Raw genomic sequence first — 24,797 nt, forward strand, 5'->3', positions numbered from 1 at the left:
AAAAAAAAGATATCAATCCTACGTTACTGTGCGTAAAGCGCGAATTAATCTTAGATCAACTGTGTCGCCGCCTCGATACAAGGCAATACTTTCTCGGCCCGGCATCCGTTGAGGCCGGCGCCCCAGGCGGCGTTGGCTTCGATGATCGACCAACCGCGCTGGGGGATATAGCCGATATCGAGCACGCAGGTTGTCGGCAGGTGTTCGCTTTGTGCAAGCTGTCTGGCGAATCTCAAGCCGTCATCAAGCGCTCCATCGCCCTCGTAGACTGCAGCGTCTAACACGTCTCCCCGCCAGACAAAGCAACGAATTTCACAAGCGAACTGTACGATTTCCGAGTGAAGCACCGGCGTATCCGGCTCCAGTCCTCGGGTCTCCACAGCTAAGTCAGTCGGGCTTGCATACACGGAGGCTTTAAACAGCTTGGGCGCGGCAGGTTTCAGGAAAGCCGGAAAGTTCGACGTCATCGCCACTGACAAAGGCAGTAGCGTTACCGAGCGCAGCAACGACTGTTGCGGCAATTGCACCAACAGATCATCCACGGGAGAGATCAGATTAAGGCCCAGCTTCTGCGCCAACACCTGAGCAAAAGTGTCATTTCCATAGACCCGCACCTTGACCGGATCATAGGAAGGAGGCTCCCAAAAGCGTCCCAGCCGGGAAACCTCGCCTCCAGCGGCGCTCCAGGCCGCCGCCACAGAATCCCGTTCAGGATCGTTCTTTTCCGGGATAACCAAGGTCACCCCGGCTATGCTCACAGACTCAGCCAAAGGTCAGTCCGCGCTGGCCAGACATGCCCCGGTGCCACCCAGACCACAGTATCCTCCCGGGTTCTTGGCCAGATACTGTTGGTGATAGGTTTCTGCAAAATAAAACTCTGGCGCTGGAGTAATTTCCGTCGTAATAGCGCCACGGTTTACGTCGTGCAGCGAGTGCTGGAATTCCGCCTTCGACGTTTCCGCCAGTTGCTTCTGTTCGTCGTTAGCGTAATAGACAGCAGAGCGATACTGAGAGCCGACGTCGTTGCCTTGACGCATCCCCTGAGTCGGATCGTGATTTTCCCAGAACAGCTTAAGCAGCTTCTTATAACTGATCACGGCGGGGTCAAATACGACCTGGACGACTTCTGCATGCCCAGTCTGCCCAGTGCAGACTTCTTTGTAGGTGGGGTTGGGCGTATAGCCCCCCGCATAGCCGACACAGGTGCTATAAACGCCTTCCTGTTTCCAGAACAGTCGCTCCGCCCCCCAGAAGCACCCCAGCCCGAACACCGCTGTTTGCATTTGCGCCGGGAATGGACCTCTCATATCCACGCCAAAGACAAAATGCTCACCCTCGATTTCCATTGGCTCCGCCCTGCCCGGCAACGCTTGCTCCCGCGCAGGCATGGATGCTTTATCCTGTGAATGACTTCCAAACATATGCTTAACCTCTCCCATATTTCTAAACTTCGCCGTCATGACGATCGTCCGCCACCCATGCCGGTGACGGCGCTTAAAGCAGATCAATATTGTGATAGTAGACACGTTTTCGGGGAATTGGTTCAAGCCCGGCGAAGAGACCGCTGCGTTATATTTCCGTAAGAAGCCAGCAGCCAACTGTTTGATTTGGCTGCTCATAATGGGATGGACGGAATCAGTGCAGCGTATCAGGCGGCCTTAGGAGCCTGCTTGTCGCCAGACAACGCACTACTGACAGGCGTAGGAAACAGGCCAGGAATAGGCTCATCGATCCAGGTCGGTTCAGCATCCGGCTCAACCGCCAGCCAGCGGGGCTGCTCCGACCAGTGCAGCAACCTTAACTGCCCTTGATGGGTCTCCACCAGTGCGGAGCAGTGCTCCACCCAGTCGCCGTCATTGCAATAGAGCCTGCCTTCTTTGCGGCGAAACGCAGCGTAATGAATATGGCCGCAGATATAGCCGTCCACTTCCAGACTGCGCGCCGCCTTCAGCGCCGCATTTTCGTAGCGATGAATGAACTCTCTAGCGCGTCCCAGATGGGTTTTCAGATATCCCGCCAAGGACCAGTAAGGAAAGCCGAACACCTTGCGGGAGCGGTTCAACCAGCTATTGAGCTTGAGCATCAGGCCGTGGGCCTTGTCTCCCACCAGCAGCGCCAGCGGACTCAGTTGCACAATCTGGTCAAACTCGTCGCCGTGGCTGACATGGAAGCGGCGTCCATCCGCAGTGCGATGGACGCAATTAAGCCGAATCTTCACGCCGGAGAATGTCTGCCCCGCCATTTGCCGGAAAAAGTCATCATGGTTGCCGGGAATATAGACCACCTCCATCCCTTCCCGCGCTTTACGCATGATCAGGCTGAGAATGGCCCGATGCGTCTCGGGAAAGTGGGCTTTGCGTCGCATTTCCAGCAGGTCGATGATATCGCCCACCAGATACAGCTTATCTGTATTGATTTTATTGAGAAAATCCAGCAAGTGCTCAGCCTGACAAGCGGCCGAGCCCAAGTGCGCATCGGAGATAAAAACGGCTCTTAAGGAATCTTGCATCTGGATGTCCTTTTTTGCGATTAAGCCCTTGCGGCGTAATTATCTATTTTTCCGGCAAACGCAACATATTGATTTGAATATGCAAATACAAAGCTGAAACAATAGAAAAATTAACTTTAATCATCTTTAGCCGCGATGCTAGAAAGGCTATATGACGCTAAGGTGACCAAATGGCGAAAGTTACATTAAACAGCTCAAAAAACATGCTGTTACAATATCTAACCTTATGATTTTTGATAGGAAAGTCTTATTTGATATATCTTTGTCGTACCTTAGTGTTTGTTGAGGCTCCGGCAACGCTGTTAAGACGCCTGAAAAAGCCTGTGGCTAGGGCGTTCAGAGGATGCAGAAACCTCAACAAACCCTATACTAGGATTTTGCCGGCTAGCTTCAAGAATGTGCTAGATTTATCGATGTATCTTAAATTGCAAAAGGTTCCGCAATGTCGCTGCAAACTGCACTGGTGGTAGATGACTCCAAACTGGCGCGTATTACATTACAAAGACTGTTAGAGAAGCATAATTTGCAGGTTCAACTTGCAGAATCCGGGGTACACGCTCTGGAAATGCTGAAAACCAATCTGCCCGATATCATTTTTATGGACCATCTGATGCCTGAGTTGGACGGCTTCGAAGCCACCAAGAAAATCAAGGCGGACCCTCAGACCTCCCATATTCCCGTTATCATGTGCACCGGGAAAGAAGGAAAAGATAATTACGATGCGGAAGCCCGCGCCATCGGCGCATCGGGTACGCTGTTCAAGCCGCCGCAAGCGGAAAAGTTAGCCATGGTGATTGAGTCCGCACGCAGCGGAACCCTCACCTCCGTCGCTATCCATCAGGAAGCGGAGCCTGTGGCGGAAGCGGTAGAAGAAGTCTCTTCAGAAATTGTCGTCCCCACTCCCATGCCGGAATACACCCCACCGCAACCTCAGCAAGCCGTGGTGTCCGCCTCCGACTGGGAAATCCTGGTGGATCGTCTCGACAAACTGGAGAAAAACAGCCGCGACTTCCCTTCCTTCGACGGCTTCGAAAACCGCCTGAGAGAAAACGAGAGCGAACTGACCTCTCTGCGTCAGGATATCCAGCAGTTGCGTGAGCAGCCCTCTGAAGCGCCGGAGCAGCCCCTGCCTGACTTCAGCGCCATGGCGGAGCAGTTGCGCGAAGAACTGATGCCAGGACTGGAAAAGCGCGTGCAACAGGTTCTGGAAGCGCATATCGAAAGCATTGAGCCTGCCGAGGCCCCCGCCGCCCCGGCGATTGACGAAGTGCAACTCGCCGCCACGATTACCCGTGATGTAGAACAGACCCTCACGCCGTTGCTCGACGCCGAGCTGAAAAGCCTGGAAGACCGTTTACTCGGCTCCATCGACGACGCAGTCAGCGAATCTCGTCGCGACCTGGACGTACAGCTAAGAGAAACTGTCAACGATCTGGAGATGAGAGCCAAGCCTGTGCCGGAAGCGCCCGACCTGGACGACCTTATCGAACGCATTCGTCCCCAGGTCATGGACATCGCCACCCATTCCGCCACCGCTACCATGGACAACAATGTGGAAGACAGGCTCAGCGCCTGGGAAGCGGAACTGCAGTCAGCCAAGGAAGAACTCAAGCGCACCCTGATCGAGCGCACCACCAGAGACGAACCTGCCCCCAGCCTGAACATGGAAGACATTCTCAACGACGAGAAGCTGCACACGCTTATCGAAGGCACCGTGGAAGAGCTGCTGCGCGGACAAATCAGCAAGCAGGGACAGGATCTGGTGCAACAGATCGCCAAAGCCCTGCGCGAGCAAATGGCGGAAAAACAAAGCGAGATCGACGCCATGGCGACGCGGGTCGAGCAATTGGAGCGCCAGAAAACCACGCTGGCGACGCAACTCAACAACCTGCAGAACGTCAAGCCGCCGAAAAGCGGCGGCGCAGCGGCCATGGTTATTGGCGGCGTTGCGGTGGTGTTGGCGATTGTGTCTCTGCTGAAAGGCTTCGGCGTATTTTAAACCTGACGCAAATATAACGTAGCTTGAGAAACTAAGGGGCTCTGTTAGTCACCCGCATAAAAAAGGCCCAATTCAATCGGGCCTTTTTTGTTTGTTTACGTCCAGGTCAGCGTATTAGAACTGGGCGTTGTCCGGCGTTCTTGGGAACGGGATGACGTCGCGCACGTTTTCCATGCCGGTCACGTAGGCGATCAGGCGCTCGAAGCCCAGACCGAAACCAGCGTGGGGCACGCTGCCGTAGCGACGCAGGTCGCGATACCACCACAGTTCCTCCTTGTGATGCATATCGCCAATCCGCGCGTCCAGCACGTCCAGACGGTCTTCACGCTGGCTGCCGCCAATGATTTCACCGATGCCGGGCGCCAGCACGTCCATAGCCGCAACGGTCTTATCATCGTCGTTCAGGCGCATATAGAACGCTTTGATTTCCTTCGGATAGTTCATCACGATCACTGGCGCGCCCACATGGGTTTCCGCCAAGTAGCGTTCGTGCTCAGACTGCAGATCCAGTCCCCATTGCACAGGGTATTCGAATTTCTTGCCGCAGTTCTGCAGAATCTTGATTGCCTCAGAATAGTCGATACGCACGAAATCCGTGTCGACCATCTTCTCCAGACGCGAAACTACGTCCGGATTGATGCGTTCGGCGAAGAACGCCATATCGTCGCTGCGCTCGTCCAGCACCACCTTGAACATGTGCTTGAGGAAACGCTCCGCCAAGTCTGCGTCATCATTCAAATCGGCGAAGGCGATCTCCGGCTCGATCATCCAGAATTCCGCCAAGTGACGGCTGGTGTTGGAGTTTTCCGCACGGAACGTAGGTCCGAAGGTGTACACCTTGGACATCGCCAGACAGTAAGCTTCCACGTTCAACTGACCAGATACGGTCAAGAAAGTCTCTTTACCGAAGAAGTCTTTGCTGTAGTCGATCTTGCCGCTGTCCGTCCTGGGCAGGTTGGCCATGTCCAGCGTGCTGACGCGAAACAGCTCGCCGGCCCCTTCACAGTCGCTGGCGGTCAGGATCGGCGTATTGATCCACTGAAAGCCCTGCTCATAGAAGAAATGGTGCACAGCGTGAGACAGCGTCGTACGCACGCGAGTCACTGCGCCGAACGCGTTGGTGCGGGGACGCAAGTGAGCGACGCCGCGCAGGAATTCAAAGGTATGTCTTTTCTTGGCGACCGGATAAGTTTCCGGATCATCCACCAGACCAACCACTTCTACGGAAGTCGCCTGAATTTCGCAGGATTGTCCTTGCCCGGGCGACTCGACCAGGGTTCCAGTGACTATAAGGGAACAACCGGTCGTCAAACGCAGAATGTCGTCGTCATAGTTAGGCAGTTCTTTGGCGACAACCGCCTGAATCGCATCAAAGCAGGTGCCGTCATGCACGTGAATAAAAGAGACGCCCGCCTTGGAGTCCCTTCTTGACCTTACCCAGCCTTTGACGGTGACTTCGCTACCGATCTCCGCTTTGTTCTTGAGTAAGTCTGAAATGGCGTAATGAGTCATAAACCTGCCCGCTATCCTCTCTATCTATAAATGCTTCTCAAATTTTTTGGCCAATGGCGCACAACCGCCAATTAAAGATGGGTTAAGGCGCAAAGTCTAGCGTTCTCTTGCGGTTTAAGCGCCTTATCCGCCTGTCATAAGAGCTTACGGCAGCCCAGGCGACTGGACCCTGTATGGGCCGGGGCGGTAAAATGCGCGCCCTGACAGGAGCGAGCGGAAAATGAGCGACAGCAAAGACCGAATTTACCAAGACGCCAAAGGCGCCGTCGGCGCCTTCGAATTCGATGAGCGGGTGGCGCACGTATTCACAGATATGATCAACCGCTCGGTGCCCGGCTACACCATGATGCTGGAGATGATCGGCGTTATTTCCCGACGCTACGCCCAGGCGGGAACCCATTGCTACGATCTGGGCTGCTCTCTGGGCGCTTCCACACTCGCCATCCGCAGCAACCTTGAACAGTTCAATGAGTCCAACGACAAGCCTAAGGTCATAGGCGTCGACAACTCCGCCGCCATGGTGGAGCGTTGTCGGGTGAACATGGAGCGGATGCCCAGCGCCATCCCCACAGAAATACTCTGTCAGGACATCCAGAGCACGTCCATTGAGAACGCCTCCATCGCCGTCATGAACTTCACGCTGCAGTTCATTCCTCTCGCGCAGCGGGAAGATCTGCTGCATCGTATCGCGGTCAACATGAAACCCGGCGGCGCGATGGTGCTGTCCGAGAAAATCGAGTTCGCCGGCGCGGATAAGCAGCATACCCTGTTCGATCTTCATCATGACTTCAAACGGTCCCGGGGCTACAGTGATCTGGAGATTGCGCAAAAACGTAGCGCCTTGGAAAATGTCCTGGTGCCGGAAACCATCGAGGCGCATATTGAGCGCCTGCAAAGGGCCGGGTTCAGCCAGGCTTACTTATGGTTCCAATGTTTTAACTTCGTCTCTTTTCTGGCAATAAAATGATCCGTTTCGACGACTTCCTGGCCCACGCCGACAAAAACCGTCTGCAGCGCTTTATCCCCGACTTCGAACGAGTGTTGGATGAGCGCTATTACTCACGTACCCACGGTGACTATGAAGGCTGGTGGAATGCCTTGCAGCAGCTGCCTGCAGCGCAGGCGAGCCAGTTACAGTTCGACGTCGATACATTGACGATCGGCGCGGCGCAAGACCTTGACGCTCAGTCGCTGGAATCGCTCATCAAGGGACTACGCGGCCTGCATCCCTGGCGCAAAGGCCCTTTCAATTTCTTTGGAAACCATATCGACACCGAGTGGCGCTCTGACTGGAAATGGACGCGCGTCGCCCCGCACTTAAGCCCATTGAAAGATCGATTTGTGCTGGATGTCGGCTGTGGCAGCGGCTACCACTGCTGGCGCATGCTGGGTGAAGGCGCGCAGTTCGTCCTCGGCGTGGACCCTTCGCCCAAGTTTCTGTTCCAGTTCCACTGCGTTAAAAAATATGCGCCCGCCGCACCGGTTTATTACCTGCCGCTGCGTTCTGAAGACCTGCCACCCAACATGGGCGCCTTTGATACGGTCTTCTCCATGGGCGTGCTTTACCATCGCCGCTCGCCGTTCGATCATATTGATGAGTTGAAAGCGGCCCTGCGTCCAGGCGGAGAACTTGTGCTGGAAACACTGGTCATCCCTGGCGACGAAAACACCATCCTGACCCCGCTGGACCGCTACGCGCAAATGCGCAATGTCTGGTTTATCGGCAGCTCTCTGGCCACCAAGCGCTGGCTGGAGCGTTGCGGTTTTGAGGATGTTCGCATTGTGGATGAGGGCGTCACCTCACTTGAAGAACAACGCCAGACAGACTGGATGACCTTTCAGTCACTCAAAGACTTCCTCGACCCAGAGGATTTCAGCAAAACAGTGGAAGGCTACCCCGCGCCTGCTCGCGCGGTGTTGGTGGCCAGGAAGCCTTAACAAAACCTCAAGGGCTGTCGACCGACCTGCGCCAGCCCTACTCCTTCTGATACAGCACATGAATATACCGCCCCAGGGAGAGGTACGGCTCTTTCTGGGAGTGGGCGCGCTCCATTTCCAATACATCTTCATAGCTGCGTTCCCGGGCCACGTGTTTTTGCATGAAGTCGTAAAAAGTGCGAATGCCTCGTTTGCATATCTGTCGCAAGCCCGCCTGCTCCAGCCAGCCGTAGACTTCATCTGGATCAAGTGGATTCTGTGGCGTCAGACCGCCTTTACGGTGGCGCCAGTTGTTTTTCTTGAGCTTGCGAAAGTTGCCTTGCAGCAGATTGCGGTAAATCAGGCTATTGCGGTTATAGAAAGCCAGGGACAGCACGCCGCCACGGCGTAACTTGCTTAGCGCCAGCTCCAGCGCGGGGCGGGGGTCGTCCATCCACTCCAGCACCGCGTGGATGATGATTAGGTCATAAGGTCCCTGGAGTTGCGGCAGAACGTCCTGCATCGCGCCTTCACGCCACTCCTCGCAGGCCTGCGCCGCTCCCAGAGATTCCAGATTGGCGCGGGCCGCCGTCAGCATTTCTGCGGACAGATCCGTCAGAGTCAGGCGATGTCCCGCTTGCGCCAAACGTCCGCTTATCATCGCAGCGCCGCAGCCGATATCCAATACTCGCCAGGCGCCTTCACCCAACCGTTCCGTCAGATGAGCCTCCAGGTCTTCGTTGATCAGGTCCAGTCGCAAGCGCCCTTTGGGGGTGCCGTAAATATTATTCTGGAAGCGTTCTTTCAGTTCGTCGAAGTTGTGCCCTGGGGAACCCTTTGAATCTTCTTGCATTTTGGGAACTTACTGTTGAATCGAGATTGATATTGACGCGTATAATACCACTACTGCGCACAAAGCCCTCGACAGGTTATTGAAAAGCCTTCGAAAAAACGTCGCCGCAATATCAATGGCTTCAATGTAACAAGGATACGCTTCACCATGCTTTCGCTACTTAAAATACTTCATGTTCTAGCGGCCCTGGGCTGGGTCGGCGGTATGTTTTTCGCCTATTTTATTCTACGCCCTACCGCAGCGGAGCAGTTGCAGCCGCCTCAGCGTCTGCCGTTGTGGTCGGAAGTGCTGACCCGCTTTTTCCGATGGGTGTGGATCGCCGTGCTGACGCTCTGGGGCTCCGGCATGGGCATGCTCGCTCTGTGGGGTAGTAAACCGCCGTTGTATGTACATGTCATGCTGGGCGGCGCACTGGCGATGACGCTGGTCTTCATTGGGGTGTTTTTCTTTCCCTTTCGCAAGCTGAAGACCTGCACGCTGGAAAAGACCTGGAGCGAAGCTGGCGCCGCGCTAAACCAGGTGCGACAGGCGGTGCTGGTCAACCTGTGCCTGGGACTCATCGTCATTTGCGTCGCCGTTGGTAAGTGGCCGCTTTGACATCAGCCTCGCAATAACGCCAGGGCGGCGTCCAATGGCGCGTCGTCCGCCGCCAGCCAGTGGATAGCGACGCCCTGACGTTCCATGCGGCGAAACCATTTCACTTGCTGACGGGCGAAAAGATATATCGCAGAAGCCAGTTTCTGCATCATATCATTGCGATTCAGCTGCTCCTGCAGATACAACGCGACATAACGGTACTCCAATCCCAATTCGTCCAGCTGCCGCCAACTCAGCCCCTCAGCCCGCAGACTTTCCACTTCTTCAATCAAGCCTTCGTCCAGACGAGTTTCCAGACGTTCGCGAATGCGGGCGCGCAATCGGTCATTGTCGCAGTGCAACCCGATCACTACAGGATTGATGCTGATTTGCACACTGGGACTGTCTTCATTCAGCTCTGCGTAGGCAATCTCAATCGCTCGCAGGGTGCGCTCGCGGTCCTGCGTGTCAGTGGTGTTATGTAAAGGCCTCAATGAAGCCAACAGCGCATTCAGTCGCTCTTGATCGTGATGTTTGAGCCGTTCCCGCAGCAGCGGATCGACAGGCGCCTCGACTAGTCTATAGCCGCGCAGAAGCGCATCCAGATACAAGCCAGAGCCGCCGGCGATAATCGGGCGCTTCTCTCTCGCATCCAGATCATCGAGTGTCCGCTGCATAGCACTGAGGTAGTCAAACAGGCTGAACAGTGTTCCCGGATCAACTATGTCGATCAGGTGATAAGGCGTATCGCCGTAGTCCTGCAAATCCTTGCCAGTCCCGATATCCATGCTCCGAAACACCTGCCGGGAATCCGCAGACACTATTTCTCCCTCTAGGGCGCGCGCCAATCCTACGGCGAGCCGGGTCTTGCCGCAGGCAGTGGGTCCAAGCACCACTATGGGCCTGGCGTTAGGGTTTTCGTTAGCGATACTCATCTGTGACTCTTTTCTTGATTTCGGACAGCCTTCTCCGCCGGGAAGCAATCTAATCTATGCTTATATCAGACCCTGTTTACCTGAGCACGGAGTATGGCAATGATGAAAGTAACCATTATCTGGATGGCCGTCGCCGCTGTATTTATGCTGCCAACCATGATGGTGTTGGCGTTTATTTTTCGCAATTCACGCACAGCGGACCTGTATTACAACGGGCTGGCCAACCGGGTGGAACAGGAACGCCTGGGCCAGATGCTGAAACAGAAAGGCGTCGACACCGCGCACTATGTCCGGGGCTCGTCTTCCGTTGAGGTGTTCAAGGCCATTCAAAACTGCCGTAACTGTTCCGAGAAAGCCCACTGTGGCGAACACCTGCAACAGGAAAGCGCCAACCTTGGAGCTCCCGACTTCTGCCCTAATCAGAACGCCATTAACGCCCAAGCGCCTGTCAGCCCTGATGAGCCCAAGCCGGAAGCAACGCCTCCGGCATAACCACCCGCATGGCCCGGCGGCGCATGGGACAGTTAAACGCTAGCTCCATCGCCGCCAGCATCAAACCATCCTCGTGCTTGTTGCCGGAACCATAACGCGGATCGCCCAGTAAGGGATGCCCCAGGTCCGCAAAATGGCGACGAATCTGATGTTTGCGTCCCGTGATCAGTTTGACCCGCACCAGACTGGAGTCCGTCGCGTCGTCATAATGCTGGACCTGGTAATAGCTCAACGCTGACTTGCCGTCCACAGGGAAGTCGATCTCCCCTTGCTCTTGCGCCAGGCGCCCTTTTACCCGCGCCAGATAGAACTTATCCAGCGCATTATTCTGCAACATCGCGCCAAATCGACCCGCCGCCGCTTTATTATGGGCGATGATCACCAGCCCCATGGCTTCACGATCCAGCCGATGCAGCAGGAACACCTGTCGCTTACTTTGAAAGTGCAGCTCCACCATGCGCAGCAGGCTGCAATGATCCCCCCATTCGGAACCCTGCGTCAGCAGTCCAGCAGGCTTGCACCAGATGGAGTATGCGTCGTGATCCGCCACCAGCGTGGGCTGCGGACTGTTGAGAGCGAGAATCTGAGGATCGTAATTCAGCTCCAGCACATCGCCGACCGCCAATGCGGATTTGGCTCTGCGCAGGCGCTTCTGCGGCTTGCCGCCGCGCTTCCACCAGACGGCGCCCTTCAGCATGGCGTCTTTGACCTTTTGCTTCGACAAACCGGTCTGCGCGGCCAGCCAGGTAGACGCATCCGCCACCGCCTCGCCGACAATCAACTTACGACGCCAGCGGCTTTGCGCGTCCACTTCCCCGCCCCCGGAACGCCAAACATTATCTGACGGCATGGTACACCTTGAATCGGCTGTTCTCGAACAGAACCCGCACCGGCCCGACATGAGCTTCAATCCAGTCCGGGTATGGCAGGAAGCGATTCGCCACCAGGGTTAATGAGCCGCCAGGCTTAAGTACGCGAGCGCAATCGCGCAGAAACTGCTGAGTGATGCGAGTATCCTGCTTCACCCCCTGATGAAACGGCGGGTTAGTGACAATGGCGTCTACGCCGGGCTGCACTTCAGCGAGCCCGTCTGACGCATAGATATTCAACTCAGCGCCATTGGCTTCAGCCGTGCGCGCCGCGCTTTTCAGCGCCAGCAGATTAATATCCGTCAGCTCCACCGATGCTTTGGGGTAGCGCTTCTTCAAAGTCGTTCCAATGACGCCGCATCCGCAACCAAAGTCCAGAAGTCGCCGTCCGTGCAATTCCGGCAGGGATTCCAGCAGTACTTGCGTTCCCTCGTCCAGACGCCCCGCGCTGAAGACTCCCGGAAGCGTGAAAAGTTGCAGTGCGTCTACTTTCTCCTGCGTGAGTTCATAGGCGCGCCAGAACTCGTCTTGCTTCGGCCGCCAATCTTTCGCCGGCGTCAATTGCCAAACCTGACAATGACGCGCCGAGTCCACCTTGGTGGCGTCCCAGCCTTCTTTCGCCAGACGCTTGGCGGCGCTCTCAACGCCTTCCCGCTTTTCCCCCACCAGCCAGATATGCTGCGCCCGTTTCACTGCTGGCGCGGCAACGGACAACATCAGGTCCAGCATTTCTCTGGCCTTCGGCATGAACAGGGCGACTTGGTCCCATTGCGCGTCCGCGGGCAACGCCAGATCCGTAAATAACCGCTCTTCCGCTACGGCGTTCCGACAGGCGTTCACCGCCGTATGGTCCCAACTCAGAACGCTGACTTCTGCGCCCGTCTGGCGCAGTTCCGCCGTGATGGCGTCTGCGGGCGGCGAGCACAATAATATCCGGCCGCTCAACTGCTCACGTTGGCGTAACAGCGCTTGGCTGGGATTGCTTAACTGGCTCATGCGGGCCTCGGAATACTGATAACTTCGCCTAATGTGGCGTATTCATCCGCACCCAGACGGGACAGCGGGTCCACCTGCATCGCATCCACTTTGAGACGGCCTTTGGCGTCCGTGGTCATGACGCTATCGTCCACAAACAGTTTTTCGATATTGAGCAGCACCATCGCCTGAGGCACGCTGCCCAGCTCCACCACTTCCTGCACACGACACCCGAACGCCAGACGACACTCAGCCAGACGGCCCAGCTCGAAGCCTTCAAAGTCCACCAATGACAAATTAAGCCCTTGCAACTCGGATTCGCCGTAAGGCAGCGTCCGGGACGAGTCCGTCACCGCCTGCGCCATTTCACGACCAGCGATATGCACCGTGCAGGGCGCGCCAACCTGTAAATTACTGCGCGTATCTTTCAGCTCTCCGCTGGGCTTTTTGCCGATGGAAATGGCGATGGTGGGGGGCGCGCTGGAAATCGCCGTGAAATAGGAGAACGGAGCCAGATTCATGCCGCCATCCTCATTGCGGGTCAGCGCCCATGCGATGGGACGGGGGATGACGGTCTGCGTCATCCAATGATAGATTTTGGTCGCTTCTAATTGCTGGAAGTCAATATACATGGGGGAGACTCTATGGCGTTGCAGTGGCTTGAAGTTGCTAAAGCCCGCTATTTTAAGCCCCCCCGCCTCTTTTTTCTAACCTTTACGCAGAGTTGAGGAAATAATGATGCCCCAATAATGGACTATATAAAAAGACCTATCGACGCAGATGAAAATGTGATCAGTATCCACTCAATCTTTGTATCATTGTGTAACACTGCTCAACATTCAGTCAGGATCGCCCAGGCAGCCAAGCCTGGAGAGCCCTGACGTTATAAAAACAAATACGTCCATCAACCTGTCGCGCCAGGAATCTATAAAGTTATAACAAACCCTGGCGCCGGGGTCTGCCTGAATGCTGTCAGCAGGCCCAGGGCAAAGAGGCGCCACAATGAGCATATCTCCAACACTATCGTCGATGCTGTTCATCGTTTTGTTGAGTCTGACTACGCCGTCCTTTGCGGTGACGCTGCAAGGCGTGGAAGTTCCTGAATCCCTGCCGCCAGAAGGCGACCGCCCTTCACTTTCCTTGAATGGAGCCGCCACGCGCCGCTTTCTGGTTTTTGTCGATGTTTATGTCGGCGCGCTGTATGTAGAACAAACGACTCACGAGGCGCAAACGCTGCTTGCCGACGAAGGTTACCGGCGTATGGAGTTCACCATGCTGAGGGACGTGCGCGGCCGCAAAATCGCCGACGCCTTTTACGAAGGCATGCGTCTGAACATCAGCAAGCAGCAGGCGGAGGACATCCGGGGAGAGATTGAGCAGATGGTGCACATGTTCGACCAAAAACTGGAAAAAGGAGACACCGCCGTCGTGGAGTATATCCCCGGCGTCGGAGCGCAAGTCTGGCTGGACGGGCATGACCGCGGCGTCATTCCGGGCAAGAAGTTATTCGACGCCATTCTTTCTATCTGGATTGGCGACTACCCTGTCAGTCAGGACTTCAAAGCCGGCATCCTGGGGACGCCGCAACAAACGGCGAGTCGAACGGCTGACCGGAATTGACCCCGGTCAATATAAGCGTTACCGAGGGGCCGGCCGCCGGGAGAGGTTGACCTGAATCAAACTCGTCATGGCGGACCCTCGCCATAATCCAACTAAAGATCACGTTATTATCGATCAGCCAAGTTGGAGATCCATTATGTACATCGACGAGACCATCATCGCGGGTTTACTGGTAGTAGGCATGACCATCGCATTCTTCGGCGGCGTCTATGTCGTGCTGAAAAAAGAAAACGACAAACATCAGAAACATCATTGATTACAGGCTCCGTCGTTACGGTGACGTCAGTAGTCCTGCTTCCACTGTAACTCGACGCCGCCAAAGCCGGACTGTCCGCCAGTGGTCGTCTCCAGGTTGAGGTTGGGGTTCAACTCCACCTCGACGGAGCCTTTCCACGGCTGCGCCGGGTCTGGGGTACGCTCCAGCTCCAGGTATACGCGTTCAGTCAGATATTTGCCCACACCGACGGATACGCCGCTGCCGTTGTCGGTTTCCTGAGTGTCGACGGACAGTGTGTCAACGCCCAGCAGGTCGCGGGTGGTGGCGATGGGGTCAAAGAAACTGCCGCCTTCTCCACGCAGCGTCTGCACCGCCGCCGCCAGGCGATACGCCTGAATCGGCGTGATGTTGCGCACGGACTTGCCAAACATGAGCTGCGACAGGATTTCATCTTCCGGCAAGGGCGGGTTTGAACTCAGGTTCACCTTCAGCGACGCCAATGATCCGGACAGCTCCGCACGATATTCCGTGTCCTTGCTGGTGTAGACGCCCACGATAAACATGGTGAAGCTGTCGTTCTCAAACAGCACCTCCCCTTCCTGCAGGTCGAATTTCTTACCGAATACTTCAAAGGTGCCGCGCAAGGTTTCAAAGTTGCCACGATAGGAAGCGGATTCCAGCGGTCCTTTGGCGAACACCCGGCCTTTCAGTTCCGCTTCCAGCCCGCGCCCGCGCAGATAAGCCTGCTGATTGACGACCAGACGAATATCCAGAGCGACCTTGGGCAAAGGCAGGATGCTGTCTTCCTCGAGCACTTCTTTAGCCACCTCGCGTACTTCAATCTCCGGAATATCACGGCCCAGCGCCGCGTCCAGCATCATCGCAAACGGCAACACTTCCACTTTTCCGCTAAGCAGCAAGTTTTTGAAATCCCCTTCCAGCGTCAGCTTCCCGGACACCGCGCCTTCCATATCGGAGCGGCGCAGAATACTGGCGTTGGTGGCGACCAACTGCAGCTCTATCGGCTTGTCGTCACTTTCTTCACCGCCCTTCAGTTCACTCCAGTCCACATGGCCAAGCAGCTCCAGCTTGCCGGAGCCGCCATCACTGGCGGAGCTGTCGCTCATGGTCATTTTCCGGCCGGAAAACGCCAGATTGGCCTGAGCGTCTTTAAATAAAGTGCTGGTGATGCGGTTTTCGTAAAAACCATCCTGCAGTTTCAAATCGCCATTTAACAGAGGATCGCCCAGAACGCCCTGGGCGGTCAGATTCAGATTCAGGTCGCCGGAAAAGCGGTGAATATCCGGGTCCAGCAGGAAATTAAGCCAGCGCGTCTCCAGGTTGCCCGCCACCGCCACATCCAGGGGAATCTTACGCACATCCAGTTCGCCCTGCAGTTGGTTGAAGAAATCCAGGTAAGTGCGCGCGTTGATATCCAGCTTCACTCTGCCGGTCTGCGTATCGTCTTTCTTGATCACTGTCGCCAGGGACAAGGTTTCGTTTTCCTGTGTGGCGATATCAGTATGCAACTGCAGCGGGTACTTCTGTTTCCGCCCTTTGTCGTCCGTCCCTTCGATTTCCGTGGCGTAGGCGACATAACCGTCCACTTTGGGTTGCTGCAGCGAACCCTGCAGCCGCAGATTCGTATTCAGCAGCCCATGCTGCACTTGCCAGCCCAACGCTTGCAAACTCTTCGTGTTCACACCGGAGCCGTTCAGCGAGACGTCAAACCCAGTGGGCCGCCACCAGCCAGACAGATCAATACGCCCGGCATCGCCCAGATTCGCAGTCAAGGAGGAAACGTCCACCCCCTGCGTTCCGCCTTCGCCTTCGCCAGTCACCTCGAACGGCAAGGTCGAGTAGCGCCCTGCGGTGTGCAGACGGCCACTGACTTTGGGATCGGCAAACGCCCCTTCCACGTGTAAGTCTGCATCCACGTCGCCGCTTAGCTCAGGCGGCAACGCCACATCCGCCAATGCAGCCAGTGAATACGGCAGTTTATGCGCCACTACATCCAGATTAAGCGTACTTTTGGCGATACTGACCCGTCCGGAGCCTTCCAGCGTGGCCAGCTCGGCCTGATCTGCGGCCGTATCGCCCTCTTTCTCTTTAGATTGCGTGCGGGGCAATTCGGCGCGAAATGAGCGAAAGTTCAATACATCGGGGGAGCCGGACAGGTTCGCACTCACCGCAAAGGCTTGCGATTTGAAGCTGCCCGCCGCCTGCGCCACGCCGGAGAACTCCGGCTTGGTGAACTTGCCTTTCACTTTAGCGTCAACGCCCACCAGGGTCGGCCCCAGTTCGGGCGGCAGCTCGATTTCCAGTTTGCTAAGCAGGTCCAGCGGGATTTTGCCGCCCTTGGCGCTCAGGTCGAGAAGAGATTTGCTCCAGTCGATCTTGCCTGAAGCCGTCACCCAGGCGTCTCCCGTATTCACACGCGCATCCTGCAGAATTACGGAATCGACGCCGCCCTTCACACCGCCTTGCACTGTGAAAGGCAGGTCCAGATAGGCTCCACGGGCGGCCACTTGCCCCTCATAATTCGGCGAAACGTAAGGGCCGGTAACCGACACATTGGTGGCTTCCGCAAATAATGTTAAACCTTCTGGCGGCGCGATCTCCAACAAGCTGAGATAGCTCAGCGGAGTTTGCGCCCGGGTCACGCGAATATCCAGTTTCTCCGCCGCCAGATCCACCGTTCCGCTGGCCTGCGCCTGTAATTCATCCAGACTGGCGGTCAGGGATTCCACGACAATTTTATCTTTGCCGCCACTGCCGCGTACGGAGGCGATCAAGGGCTTACCGCTAAAGTTAGTGCGCACAATGGCGCTGCCCGAAGCTTGCGGGTCATTCAGCGAACCTGTCGCACGGAGACTGGCGCTGGCGTTACCGGTGCTGAAATCTTTGGTCCAGGGCGCCAGCACATCCAGCGGAAAGCGATCTATATCCACCTGCGCGTCCAGCTCTTCATCCGTCACTCGTCCGCGAACCTTTTGCAAACGCTGATCAATGTAGATATCCAGCCCTTCGGTTTGCACCAGAAACGTATCCAGATTCACATCCACTTTTCCGGATGCGCGCAGGTTGTGGCCGAACAACGGCGCTTTCAATTGTTGCAGATCGATGCCGTACGTTGGACCGCTCTGCGCGCCGCTGGCCGCCGGATCTGAAGGTTCGGACTGGGCCACCACCGCTTTTAATTCCACATCCAGCGCCTGCCAGACGGGCATTTTCGCCAGTCCGCCCAACCAGCCGCCGGCTGGCTCATTCAACATCGCCGTCAATGTCAGCCGCTTTTGCTCATCCCATTGCGTGGCGACGGCGATTTGCGCCGGCTTTTCCTCAAGCGTCCCGGCGTTAAGCTCTAAAGTAAGGGGAACATCCGTCCAGTACAGTGTGCCGGAACCATGAATCTTCGCCGCGGGAATATCTTCCATGCCCGGCGCTTTTACTTTGAGGCGCAGCAGCGACAATTCATCCAGCGCCACCGGCCACATTGCCGTGGTTCCAGCAGCAGGCGCCTCCTCCTCATCCTCCTCTTCGCTGGATTCAGGCAGAGTGTCCACCAGATTTATATACAGATCATCCGCCGACAGGTTGTCCACATGCACCCGCTGGGCGAACAGACTGTTGATGTCCACCTGCAGATCCAGGGCGCGCGCCCGCACCAGTTGCTTCTCGTTGAGATAGACTTCCAGCAGGCCAAAACTCCAGTGGCCAAGATCCGGACTGCCTACGTCCTCCACCTCGATTCTGATCGGCGAACCCTTCAGCGCCAGCGGCAACCCTTTCCCTAATAACCAGACGCGGCCGCTTTCACTGCCGACGAAGGTAACCGCCAGCAGCACAATAAATACTATCAGGCTCATGATCAGGGAGAAAAAATGAGCCGGCCAACGCACCCACCACTTACGCAGCATCAGAAGGCCTGCCCTATGCTGATGTACAACTGAAAGTTGTCATCCACTTCATCCCTGGGACTGAGCGGAACGCCAACGTCAAAGCGGATGGGCGCAAAGAAAGTGAAATAGCGCAATCCAATTCCCGTTCCCCATTTCAGCTCTTCTCCTGGCTGCAGGTTCGCGTCATCAAAAGCGAAGCCGCCGTCTACAAAAAGTACCGCGCCCCAGCTCTCGGAAAAGCGAAAGCGGGTCTCTACGGAGACTTCGTTAAACGAGCTGCCGCCAAACGGGTCGTCACCGGTGATTCGGCTCAGTGACTGATATGGATATCCGCGCACAGAGCCACCGCCGCCCACATAGAAGCGCTCGTCAGCGGGGATGTCGTCGGTTGACTGTCCGGAGATGGTTCCTGTCGCCGCCCGTAGCGCCAAAGTGGGTTCCCAGTAAAAGGAGTCCGCAGTCAGATACGTACTGGCGGAGAAGGTGGTTTTCACAAAGCGGCGGGAGGTTTCCAGGGTATCAATGTATGGCTGAACGCCAGCGGTAAGAATAAACCCTTTACGCGGGTCGAGGAGATTATCAGTCGTATCCAGCTTCAAGGTGAATGGGAAGGACACCAGACCAAACTCGTCGGTCACGCCTTCGTCAGTGACTTCACTGTATTTCAGCTGCGCGCCGATGGAGCCTGACAGGATGTCCGTGAACTGGCGTTTGATCGTCAAACTGGTCTGTGCGCTGAGAGAGTCGTAGGCGTCCAACTCTTTCTTGGTCAAGTCGCCGTTAAGAATAGCGCTTTGATCATCGCGAAAAAAATTAGGCAGCGTCAGCTCGCCCTCCACAGTGCGACGGACCTGAGACACGCGTCCGCCCACCTCAATCTTTTCGCCTGCGCCAAGAATATTACGATGCTCCCAGCCCAGCGATAGCCCAATCCCTTCATCCGTGCTGTAACCAATCCCCGCTTTGCGCGTGCGGTGGTTGCGCTCCTGCAAGCTGAAGGAGGTATCGACGCGACCGTTCTCCGGTTGGGCGATATTCGTCTCGATGCGCGCAATCAAATTGGTTTTGAGCAGATTCAATCGCGCCTGATCCACACGGGCGCGGTTGAAGCATTGTCCTGGTTCATATCCCAGTTTGCTACGCAGATACTCTTCCTCAACGGAAGTCAGGCCGCTGACAGTGATCTCGCCGAAGTTGACGCTGGGACTGGGCTCCATGCGATAAACCACTGTCGCGGAGTGATCGGCGTGATTCACTTCCGCCACATAGCTGAGCTTCACTTCGTAAAAGCAGGCGTTTTCCTGAATATATCTTTTCAGCGCGTCCTGAGTGTCCAGCACGTTGGAGGCCACCAGCGCGCGTCCCTCACGCAAAGGCCAAGTGGAGGCCCTGGGCATTTTGAAGCCATCCGGCACGTCGAAAGTGATTTTTTGCACTTTGTACAGAGGGCCCGGAGTCAGCAGATAGGTCACGCCCTTGTCGTCTTCTTTGAGGCGGTACTCCACAGCTCCCGCGTAATAACCCTGTGAACGCAGCAGACGTTGAATGATGTCTTTTTCGTAGCGGGCGATTTTGACCGGGTTGGTGTACTGCTTGAGCGTGAGGTTCTCATCCCGTTGGCGATCCAGCTCGTCCTCCACCAAGGATTTCAGCTTCTCGTTATCCTCCACCACAACTTCATATTTGAGTTTGTCTGAAAAAAACGGAATGTCGATGGCGTGTGCAAGTCCGGAAACGGCCAGAAAAAATGTGAAACTAGCTAAACACCTTATTAAATGCATCAGGTTGAAATGGCTATCCGAAATATAGAGTCAGGTGATGAAATTGCTTCGTCCTATGAGACTCGGCATTTTGCGATAAATTTCGATGTCCTTCTAGATGAAACCGCAGGAATTACCCGTATTTAATAATGACTGGAGGTGACAACCATGTTTTATCCGCTAACATAGGGCGGCTTCGTCTTTATTCAGGAACATTCGCGAAAAGCACTTACAATTCAGCAGGATCAGGAAGAACCGGAACTCAGCGATTGCAATCAACGAACCTCGGGCTAATGCCCCAACCCCATCGCCAGCATATAACTTTTCCCGGCCGCCTTCCGGCCGGACTCGGACATATACAAGTAATCATAAAGGGAGAACTTCATGGCTAAACGCATGACGATAATGATTGTCGTACTTGCAGTCGTCTTCGGTGGAATTTTCTACTTCCTGGGCTATCTGAAGCCGAAAATGATGGGCGAGTATTTCGCCAACTTTCAACCCCCGCCCGTCACCGTTTCCTCTGAGAGCGCACGCACGGAGAAATGGACGCCCTTCTACAGCTCCATTGGTAACGTTGTCGCCGTACAACAGGTGACAGTGACTTCCGAAGAAGCCGGCGTCATCAAATCCATGCCGATTACTTCCGGCGCCCAGGTCAACGCCGGCGATCTATTGGCGCAGCTGGATACCGATGTGGATGTGGCGGAAATAAAAGGAATGCAGGCCTCCGCAGAACTCGCGGAAGCCACTTACAAACGCGATCAAAAGCTTTTGGAGCGCAATGTCGCCAGCAGCCTGGATTTCGAAACCAGCCGCGCGCAGTTAAAGAACGCGCAGGCGCAGGTGGAAAGCCAGCGCGCCCGCATCAACAAGAAAAGCATTCGCGCGCCGTTCAAAGGCACATTGGGCATCCGTAAGGTCAACCTTGGCGAGTATGTGCAGCCAGGAACCCCCATTATCACTTTGCAGGATTTATCCCGCGTGTACGTCAATTTCGCTTTGCCTGAGCAGCTGTTCAGCCAGGTGCATAACGGCCTGCAGGTGGAAGCCAAGGTGGCGGCGTTTCCTGAACGCACGTTCAACGGCAAGGTCACGGCCATCGACGCCCGCGTGGACCAGCAAACCCGGAATTTCACCATCCAGGCGACTTTCGAGAATCCCGACCAGGCGCTGCGCCCCGGCATGTTCGCGGAAGTGAAGCTGTTGCTGGGCTCCGAGCGCGATGTGATTACGGTTCCCTCCACGGCTCTGGAAGCCAAGCTATACGGCACCTCTGTGTTCGTGATCAGCAAGGCCTCCGCAGAAGGTCAGGCAGCCACCGAGGACGCCCAGGAAAACCTGGTGGTCGAGCGCCGTTATGTTGAAACGGGGCTGTCGCAGAACAACTGGACAGAAATCACCAAAGGGCTGGAGCCCGGCGAGTCCGTGGTCACCGCCGGCCAGCTCAAATTGCAGAACGGCTCCCGCGTGAAGATCAACAATAACGTGGAACTGCGCTGATCCGCACCGGTAAACAAGGAGAAGCCTATGCGTTTTACCGATATTTTCATACGCCGTCCGGTGCTGGCGTCCGTCGTCAGCCTGATTATTCTGCTGCTGGGTCTCAACGCCCTGAAGACCCTGCAGGTGAGGCAATATCCGCAATTGGAAAATGCGGTCATCAATATTTCCACCGCTTACCCGGGCGCCAGCTCGGAACTTGTGTCCGGGTTTATCACTTCGCCTATTCAGCAGGCCGTGGCGAGCGCTGAGGGGATCGACTATCTGACCTCCTCCAGCAACCAGGGCTCCAGCCTGGTGGAAGTGCACCTGAAGCTGGGCTTTGACTCCAGCACCGCGATGACGGAGATTCTCTCCAAAGTGGCGGAGGCGCGCCGTCAGCTGCCTGCGGATGCGGAAGAGCCGGTGATTCAGAAGACCACCGCCGGCACCACCGCGCTCATGTACGTCAGCTTCTTCAGCCAGGACATGGGCGAAGCGCAGATCACCGACTATCTGAAGCGCGTGGTGCAACCGCAGCTGGAAACCGCTGATGGCGTGGCCAAGGCGGAAATTCTGGGCGGTAAGACTTTCGCCATGCGCGTCTGGTTGAATCCGCAGAAGCTGGCGGCCTTCGACCTGACGCCTCAGGATGTCGCTCGCGCCGTCGGCTCCAACAGCTTTCTATCCGCCGCTGGCGCGACTAAAGGCCAGTACATCACCGCCAATATCACCGCCGATACGGACTTGCACAGCGTGCAGGAATTCCAGCAGCTGGTGGTGAAACGGGATGACGCCACCCTGGTGCGTCTGCAGGATGTCGCCACCATTGAGCTGGATGCGGAAAGCGACGATTCAGCGGTGTACTTCAACGGCAATCGCGCCGTGTTTGTCGCTATTACGTCCCTGCCCGCCGCCAACCCGCTGGAAGTCATCGACAATATCTACGACCTGATGCCTGCGCTGGAGAAGCAGTTGCCCAGCGCTCTGAACGTCAAAGTGGCTTATGACGCCACCAAGTTCATTCGCGACTCCATCAACGAAGTGATCAAGACAGTTGGCGAAGCGACGGTCATCGTTATTTTCGTCATATTCCTGTTCCTGGGCTCTTTGCGCGCGGTCATGATTCCGGTGGTGACTATCCCGCTATCTCTGGTGGGCGTTTGCTTCTTCATGCTGGCGCTGGGCTACTCCATTAACCTGCTGACTCTGCTGGCCATGGTGCTTGCTATCGGTCTGGTGGTGGACGACGCCATCGTGGTGGTGGAGAACATTCACCGCCACATCGATGAGGGACTGTCTCCGTTCAAGGCCGCCATCATCGGCGCCCGGGAAATCGCCACGCCGGTCATTTCCATGACCCTGACTCTGGCGGCGGTGTATGCGCCCATTGGCTTCCTCGGAGGATTGACGGGCGGTCTGTTCAAGGAATTCGCCTTCGCGCTGGCCGGGGCGGTGATCATCTCGGGCGTCATTGCGCTGACATTATCGCCGATGATGTGCTCCAAGCTGATGACGGAAACCAACAGCAAGATGGCGATCTGGCTGGATGAGATATTTGAAAAGCTCAGAGGCGCCTACCAGCGTCGCCTGCATAACGCGCTCAATTATCGCCCGGTCACGCTGGTAATGGTGCTGACGATGCTGGTGAGCTGTTTTTACCTGTACCAGCTGTCCAACAAAGAGCTGGCCAGGGACGAAGACCAGGGCATCATCTTCAGCATGTCCACCGCGCCGGTGAGCGCTACGCATGACTACGTGGCCGCCTATACCGATGAAGTCATCAAAACCATCGAGACCTTTGATGAGAGAAACGATTACTTCATCGTACAAGGCGCCAACGGTTCCGCCAACAGCATGTTCTCCGGCATGATCCTGAAAACCTGGGGAGAGCGTGAGCGCAGTCAGATGGAGCTGGTTCCCATCATGCAGCAGCGCATGGGGGATATCGCCGGTTATCAATCGGTCTCCTTCAACCTGCCCACCCTGCCCGGCTCCAGCGGTCTGCCTGTGCAGTTCGTCATCACCACCGCGCAGGATTACAAGGTGCTGTACGAGCTGGGTCAGGAGCTGCTGGCGGAAGCCCGCAAGAGCGGCAAGTTCCTGTTCGTGAATTCCGACCTGAAGTTCGACAAGCCCACAGCGCATATTTCCATCAACCGCAGCAAGGCGGCGGAACTGGGTATCAGCATGCAGGATATCGGCGCCGCATTGGCGACCATGTTGAGCGGCGGCTATACCACCCGCTTCAGCGTGGAAGGCCGCAGTTACAAGGTGATTCCACAAGTGCTGCGGGAATACCGCGCCACAGCGGAACAACTGGACGACTACTACATACGCACCGCTTCCGGCGAGCTGATTCCGCTCTCCACCATCGCGGAAGTCTCCAAAGGCGTGGAGCCCAACAAACGCGGCCAGTTCCAGCAGTTGAATTCTATGGTGGTGGAAGGCGTAATGACGCCCGGGATCAGTCTGGGTGAAGCACTGGACTTCCTGGACCAGAAGGCGCAGACCATCTTCCCCCAGGGGTATGGATATGAGTACGCCGGACAGTCCCGCCAGTACAAGCAGGAAGGCAGCGCGCTGATCTTCACTTTCTTCTTCGCCCTGTTGATGATTTATCTGGTGCTGGCGGCGCAGTTTGAGAGCTTCCGCGATCCGTTCATCATTCTGGTGAGTGTGCCGATGTCGTTGCTGGGCGCGTTGATTCCTATCGCCTTCGGCGTGACATCAGTGAATATCTACACCCAGATCGGTTTGGTAACGCTCATCGGCTTGATCACTAAACACGGCATCTTGATTGTGGAGTTCGCGAACCAATTGCAAGTGGAACAGGGGCTGAGCAAACGTGAGGCCATCGAACAGGCCGCCGGCATTCGTCTGCGGGCCATTCTGATGACCACCGCTGCGATGGTGGTGGGCGTGTTGCCTCTGCTGTTCGCCAGCGGCGCCGGCGCCGTCAGTCGTTTTGATATCGGTCTGGTCATCGCATCCGGCCTGTCCATCGGTACGATCTTCACGCTGTTTGTCGTGCCCACCATGTACATGATCCTGGGCACGGACCACAGTCAGGTCGAAAAGCAGGAAGACGTGGACGGCGAGCTGTCCCACGCCTGACCTTTCCGACTTAGCCTCCGGCGCCCGCCAGCGCCGGGGCTCCATTGAAAAAAGCAATTATC

Annotated in this window: 20 protein-coding genes; 9 read left to right on the forward strand and 11 right to left on the reverse strand. The window is 56.1% G+C overall.

The genetic code is table 11. The annotated features are described in order from the left end of the window. Positions 1-50 precede the first annotated feature (50 nt). The 3 genes from EUZ85_RS22795 to EUZ85_RS22805 all read right to left on the reverse strand — a co-directional run bounded on the left by EUZ85_RS22795 (position 51) and on the right by EUZ85_RS22805 (position 2,509). Positions 51-770, reverse strand: coding sequence for an ATP-grasp domain-containing protein (locus EUZ85_RS22795; RefSeq protein ID WP_127972255.1), 720 nt, complete (start codon positions 768-770; stop codon positions 51-53). A gap of 3 nt (positions 771-773) precedes the next feature. Continuing rightward, on the reverse strand, positions 774-1,421 hold the full coding sequence (gene msrA, locus EUZ85_RS22800; protein WP_127972257.1) for a peptide-methionine (S)-S-oxide reductase MsrA: 648 nt from the start codon (positions 1,419-1,421) through the stop codon (positions 774-776). 227 nt (positions 1,422-1,648) lie between these two features. After that, positions 1,649-2,509 carry a UDP-2,3-diacylglucosamine diphosphatase gene (locus EUZ85_RS22805; RefSeq protein ID WP_127972260.1) on the reverse strand — a complete coding sequence of 287 codons (861 nt, stop codon included), beginning with the start codon at positions 2,507-2,509 and terminating at the stop codon, positions 1,649-1,651. A gap of 442 nt (positions 2,510-2,951) precedes the next feature. Here EUZ85_RS22805 and EUZ85_RS22810 point away from each other — a divergent pair, with 442 nt between their 5' ends. Next, positions 2,952-4,508 (forward strand): response regulator, encoded by a 1,557-nt coding sequence (locus tag EUZ85_RS22810; RefSeq protein WP_127972262.1) that lies wholly within the window; start codon positions 2,952-2,954, stop codon positions 4,506-4,508. A 114-nt stretch (positions 4,509-4,622) separates the two neighbouring features. Here EUZ85_RS22810 and asnS read toward each other — a convergent pair whose 3' ends face one another. Next, positions 4,623-6,020, reverse strand: coding sequence for an asparagine--tRNA ligase (asnS, locus tag EUZ85_RS22815; protein ID WP_127972264.1), 1,398 nt, complete (start codon positions 6,018-6,020; stop codon positions 4,623-4,625). Positions 6,021-6,240: 220 nt separating this feature from the next. Between asnS and cmoA the strand changes: the two genes are divergently transcribed. Continuing rightward, complete coding sequence (gene cmoA, locus EUZ85_RS22820) at positions 6,241-6,987, forward strand: carboxy-S-adenosyl-L-methionine synthase CmoA (RefSeq protein WP_127972266.1); 747 nt, start codon at positions 6,241-6,243, stop codon at positions 6,985-6,987. Further along, on the forward strand, positions 6,984-7,958 hold the full coding sequence (gene cmoB / locus EUZ85_RS22825) for a tRNA 5-methoxyuridine(34)/uridine 5-oxyacetic acid(34) synthase CmoB (protein ID WP_127972269.1): 975 nt from the start codon (positions 6,984-6,986) through the stop codon (positions 7,956-7,958). The genes cmoA and cmoB overlap by 4 nt, the downstream gene beginning before the upstream one ends. A 37-nt stretch (positions 7,959-7,995) precedes the next feature. Here cmoB and EUZ85_RS22830 read toward each other — a convergent pair whose 3' ends face one another. Further along, complete coding sequence (locus EUZ85_RS22830) at positions 7,996-8,790, reverse strand: methyltransferase domain-containing protein (protein ID WP_127972270.1); 795 nt, start codon at positions 8,788-8,790, stop codon at positions 7,996-7,998. 147 nt (positions 8,791-8,937) lie between these two features. Here EUZ85_RS22830 and EUZ85_RS22835 point away from each other — a divergent pair, with 147 nt between their 5' ends. After that, positions 8,938-9,387: a CopD family protein gene (locus tag EUZ85_RS22835; RefSeq protein ID WP_127972272.1), complete on the forward strand. Its 450-nt coding sequence runs from the start codon at positions 8,938-8,940 to the stop codon at positions 9,385-9,387. A gap of 2 nt (positions 9,388-9,389) precedes the next feature. On the opposite strand, the gene miaA is transcribed toward EUZ85_RS22835, so the two are convergent. Then, a complete protein-coding gene (gene miaA / locus EUZ85_RS22840) occupies positions 9,390-10,301 on the reverse strand; it encodes a tRNA (adenosine(37)-N6)-dimethylallyltransferase MiaA (RefSeq protein ID WP_127972274.1) in 912 nt (303 codons plus the stop codon). 99 nt (positions 10,302-10,400) lie between these two features. On the opposite strand from miaA, the gene EUZ85_RS22845 reads away from it, so the two are divergent. Further along, the gene (locus EUZ85_RS22845) at positions 10,401-10,793 is read left to right on the forward strand and encodes a DUF6455 family protein (RefSeq protein WP_127972276.1); all 393 of its coding nucleotides are present in this window, start codon (positions 10,401-10,403) and stop codon (positions 10,791-10,793) included. Here the strand turns inward: EUZ85_RS22845 and EUZ85_RS22850 are convergent. The 3 genes from EUZ85_RS22850 to EUZ85_RS22860 are packed head-to-tail and all read right to left on the reverse strand — an operon-like array spanning position 10,750 to position 13,269. Continuing rightward, entirely contained in the window at positions 10,750-11,643 is an 894-nt protein-coding gene (locus EUZ85_RS22850; RefSeq protein WP_127972278.1) for an RluA family pseudouridine synthase, read from the reverse strand. The genes EUZ85_RS22845 and EUZ85_RS22850 overlap by 44 nt on opposite strands. Beyond that, complete coding sequence (locus tag EUZ85_RS22855; RefSeq protein WP_127972280.1) at positions 11,630-12,658, reverse strand: class I SAM-dependent methyltransferase; 1,029 nt, start codon at positions 12,656-12,658, stop codon at positions 11,630-11,632. The genes EUZ85_RS22850 and EUZ85_RS22855 overlap by 14 nt, the downstream gene beginning before the upstream one ends. Continuing rightward, positions 12,655-13,269: a flavin reductase family protein gene (locus EUZ85_RS22860; RefSeq protein ID WP_127972282.1), complete on the reverse strand. Its 615-nt coding sequence runs from the start codon at positions 13,267-13,269 to the stop codon at positions 12,655-12,657. The genes EUZ85_RS22855 and EUZ85_RS22860 overlap by 4 nt, the downstream gene beginning before the upstream one ends. A 370-nt stretch (positions 13,270-13,639) precedes the next feature. Here EUZ85_RS22860 and EUZ85_RS22865 point away from each other — a divergent pair, with 370 nt between their 5' ends. Both EUZ85_RS22865 and ccoM read left to right on the forward strand, forming a co-directional pair. Beyond that, the gene (locus EUZ85_RS22865) at positions 13,640-14,257 is read left to right on the forward strand and encodes a chalcone isomerase family protein (RefSeq protein WP_127972284.1); all 618 of its coding nucleotides are present in this window, start codon (positions 13,640-13,642) and stop codon (positions 14,255-14,257) included. A 136-nt stretch (positions 14,258-14,393) separates the two neighbouring features. Continuing rightward, positions 14,394-14,513, forward strand: coding sequence for a cytochrome c oxidase subunit CcoM (ccoM, locus tag EUZ85_RS31945; RefSeq protein WP_279508102.1), 120 nt, complete (start codon positions 14,394-14,396; stop codon positions 14,511-14,513). Positions 14,514-14,539: 26 nt separating this feature from the next. On the opposite strand, the gene EUZ85_RS22870 is transcribed toward ccoM, so the two are convergent. Further along, on the reverse strand, positions 14,540-18,394 hold the full coding sequence (locus EUZ85_RS22870; protein ID WP_127972286.1) for a translocation/assembly module TamB domain-containing protein: 3,855 nt from the start codon (positions 18,392-18,394) through the stop codon (positions 14,540-14,542). Beyond that, positions 18,394-20,046, reverse strand: a complete 1,653-nt coding sequence (locus EUZ85_RS22875) for an autotransporter assembly complex family protein (protein ID WP_164887325.1) — start codon at positions 20,044-20,046, stop codon at positions 18,394-18,396. The genes EUZ85_RS22870 and EUZ85_RS22875 overlap by 1 nt, the downstream gene beginning before the upstream one ends. A gap of 474 nt (positions 20,047-20,520) precedes the next feature. On the opposite strand from EUZ85_RS22875, the gene EUZ85_RS22880 reads away from it, so the two are divergent. Both EUZ85_RS22880 and EUZ85_RS22885 read left to right on the forward strand, forming a co-directional pair. Beyond that, positions 20,521-21,639, forward strand: coding sequence for an efflux RND transporter periplasmic adaptor subunit (locus tag EUZ85_RS22880; protein WP_127972290.1), 1,119 nt, complete (start codon positions 20,521-20,523; stop codon positions 21,637-21,639). A 27-nt stretch (positions 21,640-21,666) separates the two neighbouring features. Continuing rightward, complete coding sequence (locus EUZ85_RS22885) at positions 21,667-24,735, forward strand: efflux RND transporter permease subunit (RefSeq protein WP_127972292.1); 3,069 nt, start codon at positions 21,667-21,669, stop codon at positions 24,733-24,735. The last annotated feature ends 62 nt before the right edge of the window (positions 24,736-24,797 follow it).

This window comes from Hahella sp. KA22 (genome assembly GCF_004135205.1).
Taxonomy (GTDB): domain Bacteria; phylum Pseudomonadota; class Gammaproteobacteria; order Pseudomonadales; family Oleiphilaceae; genus Hahella.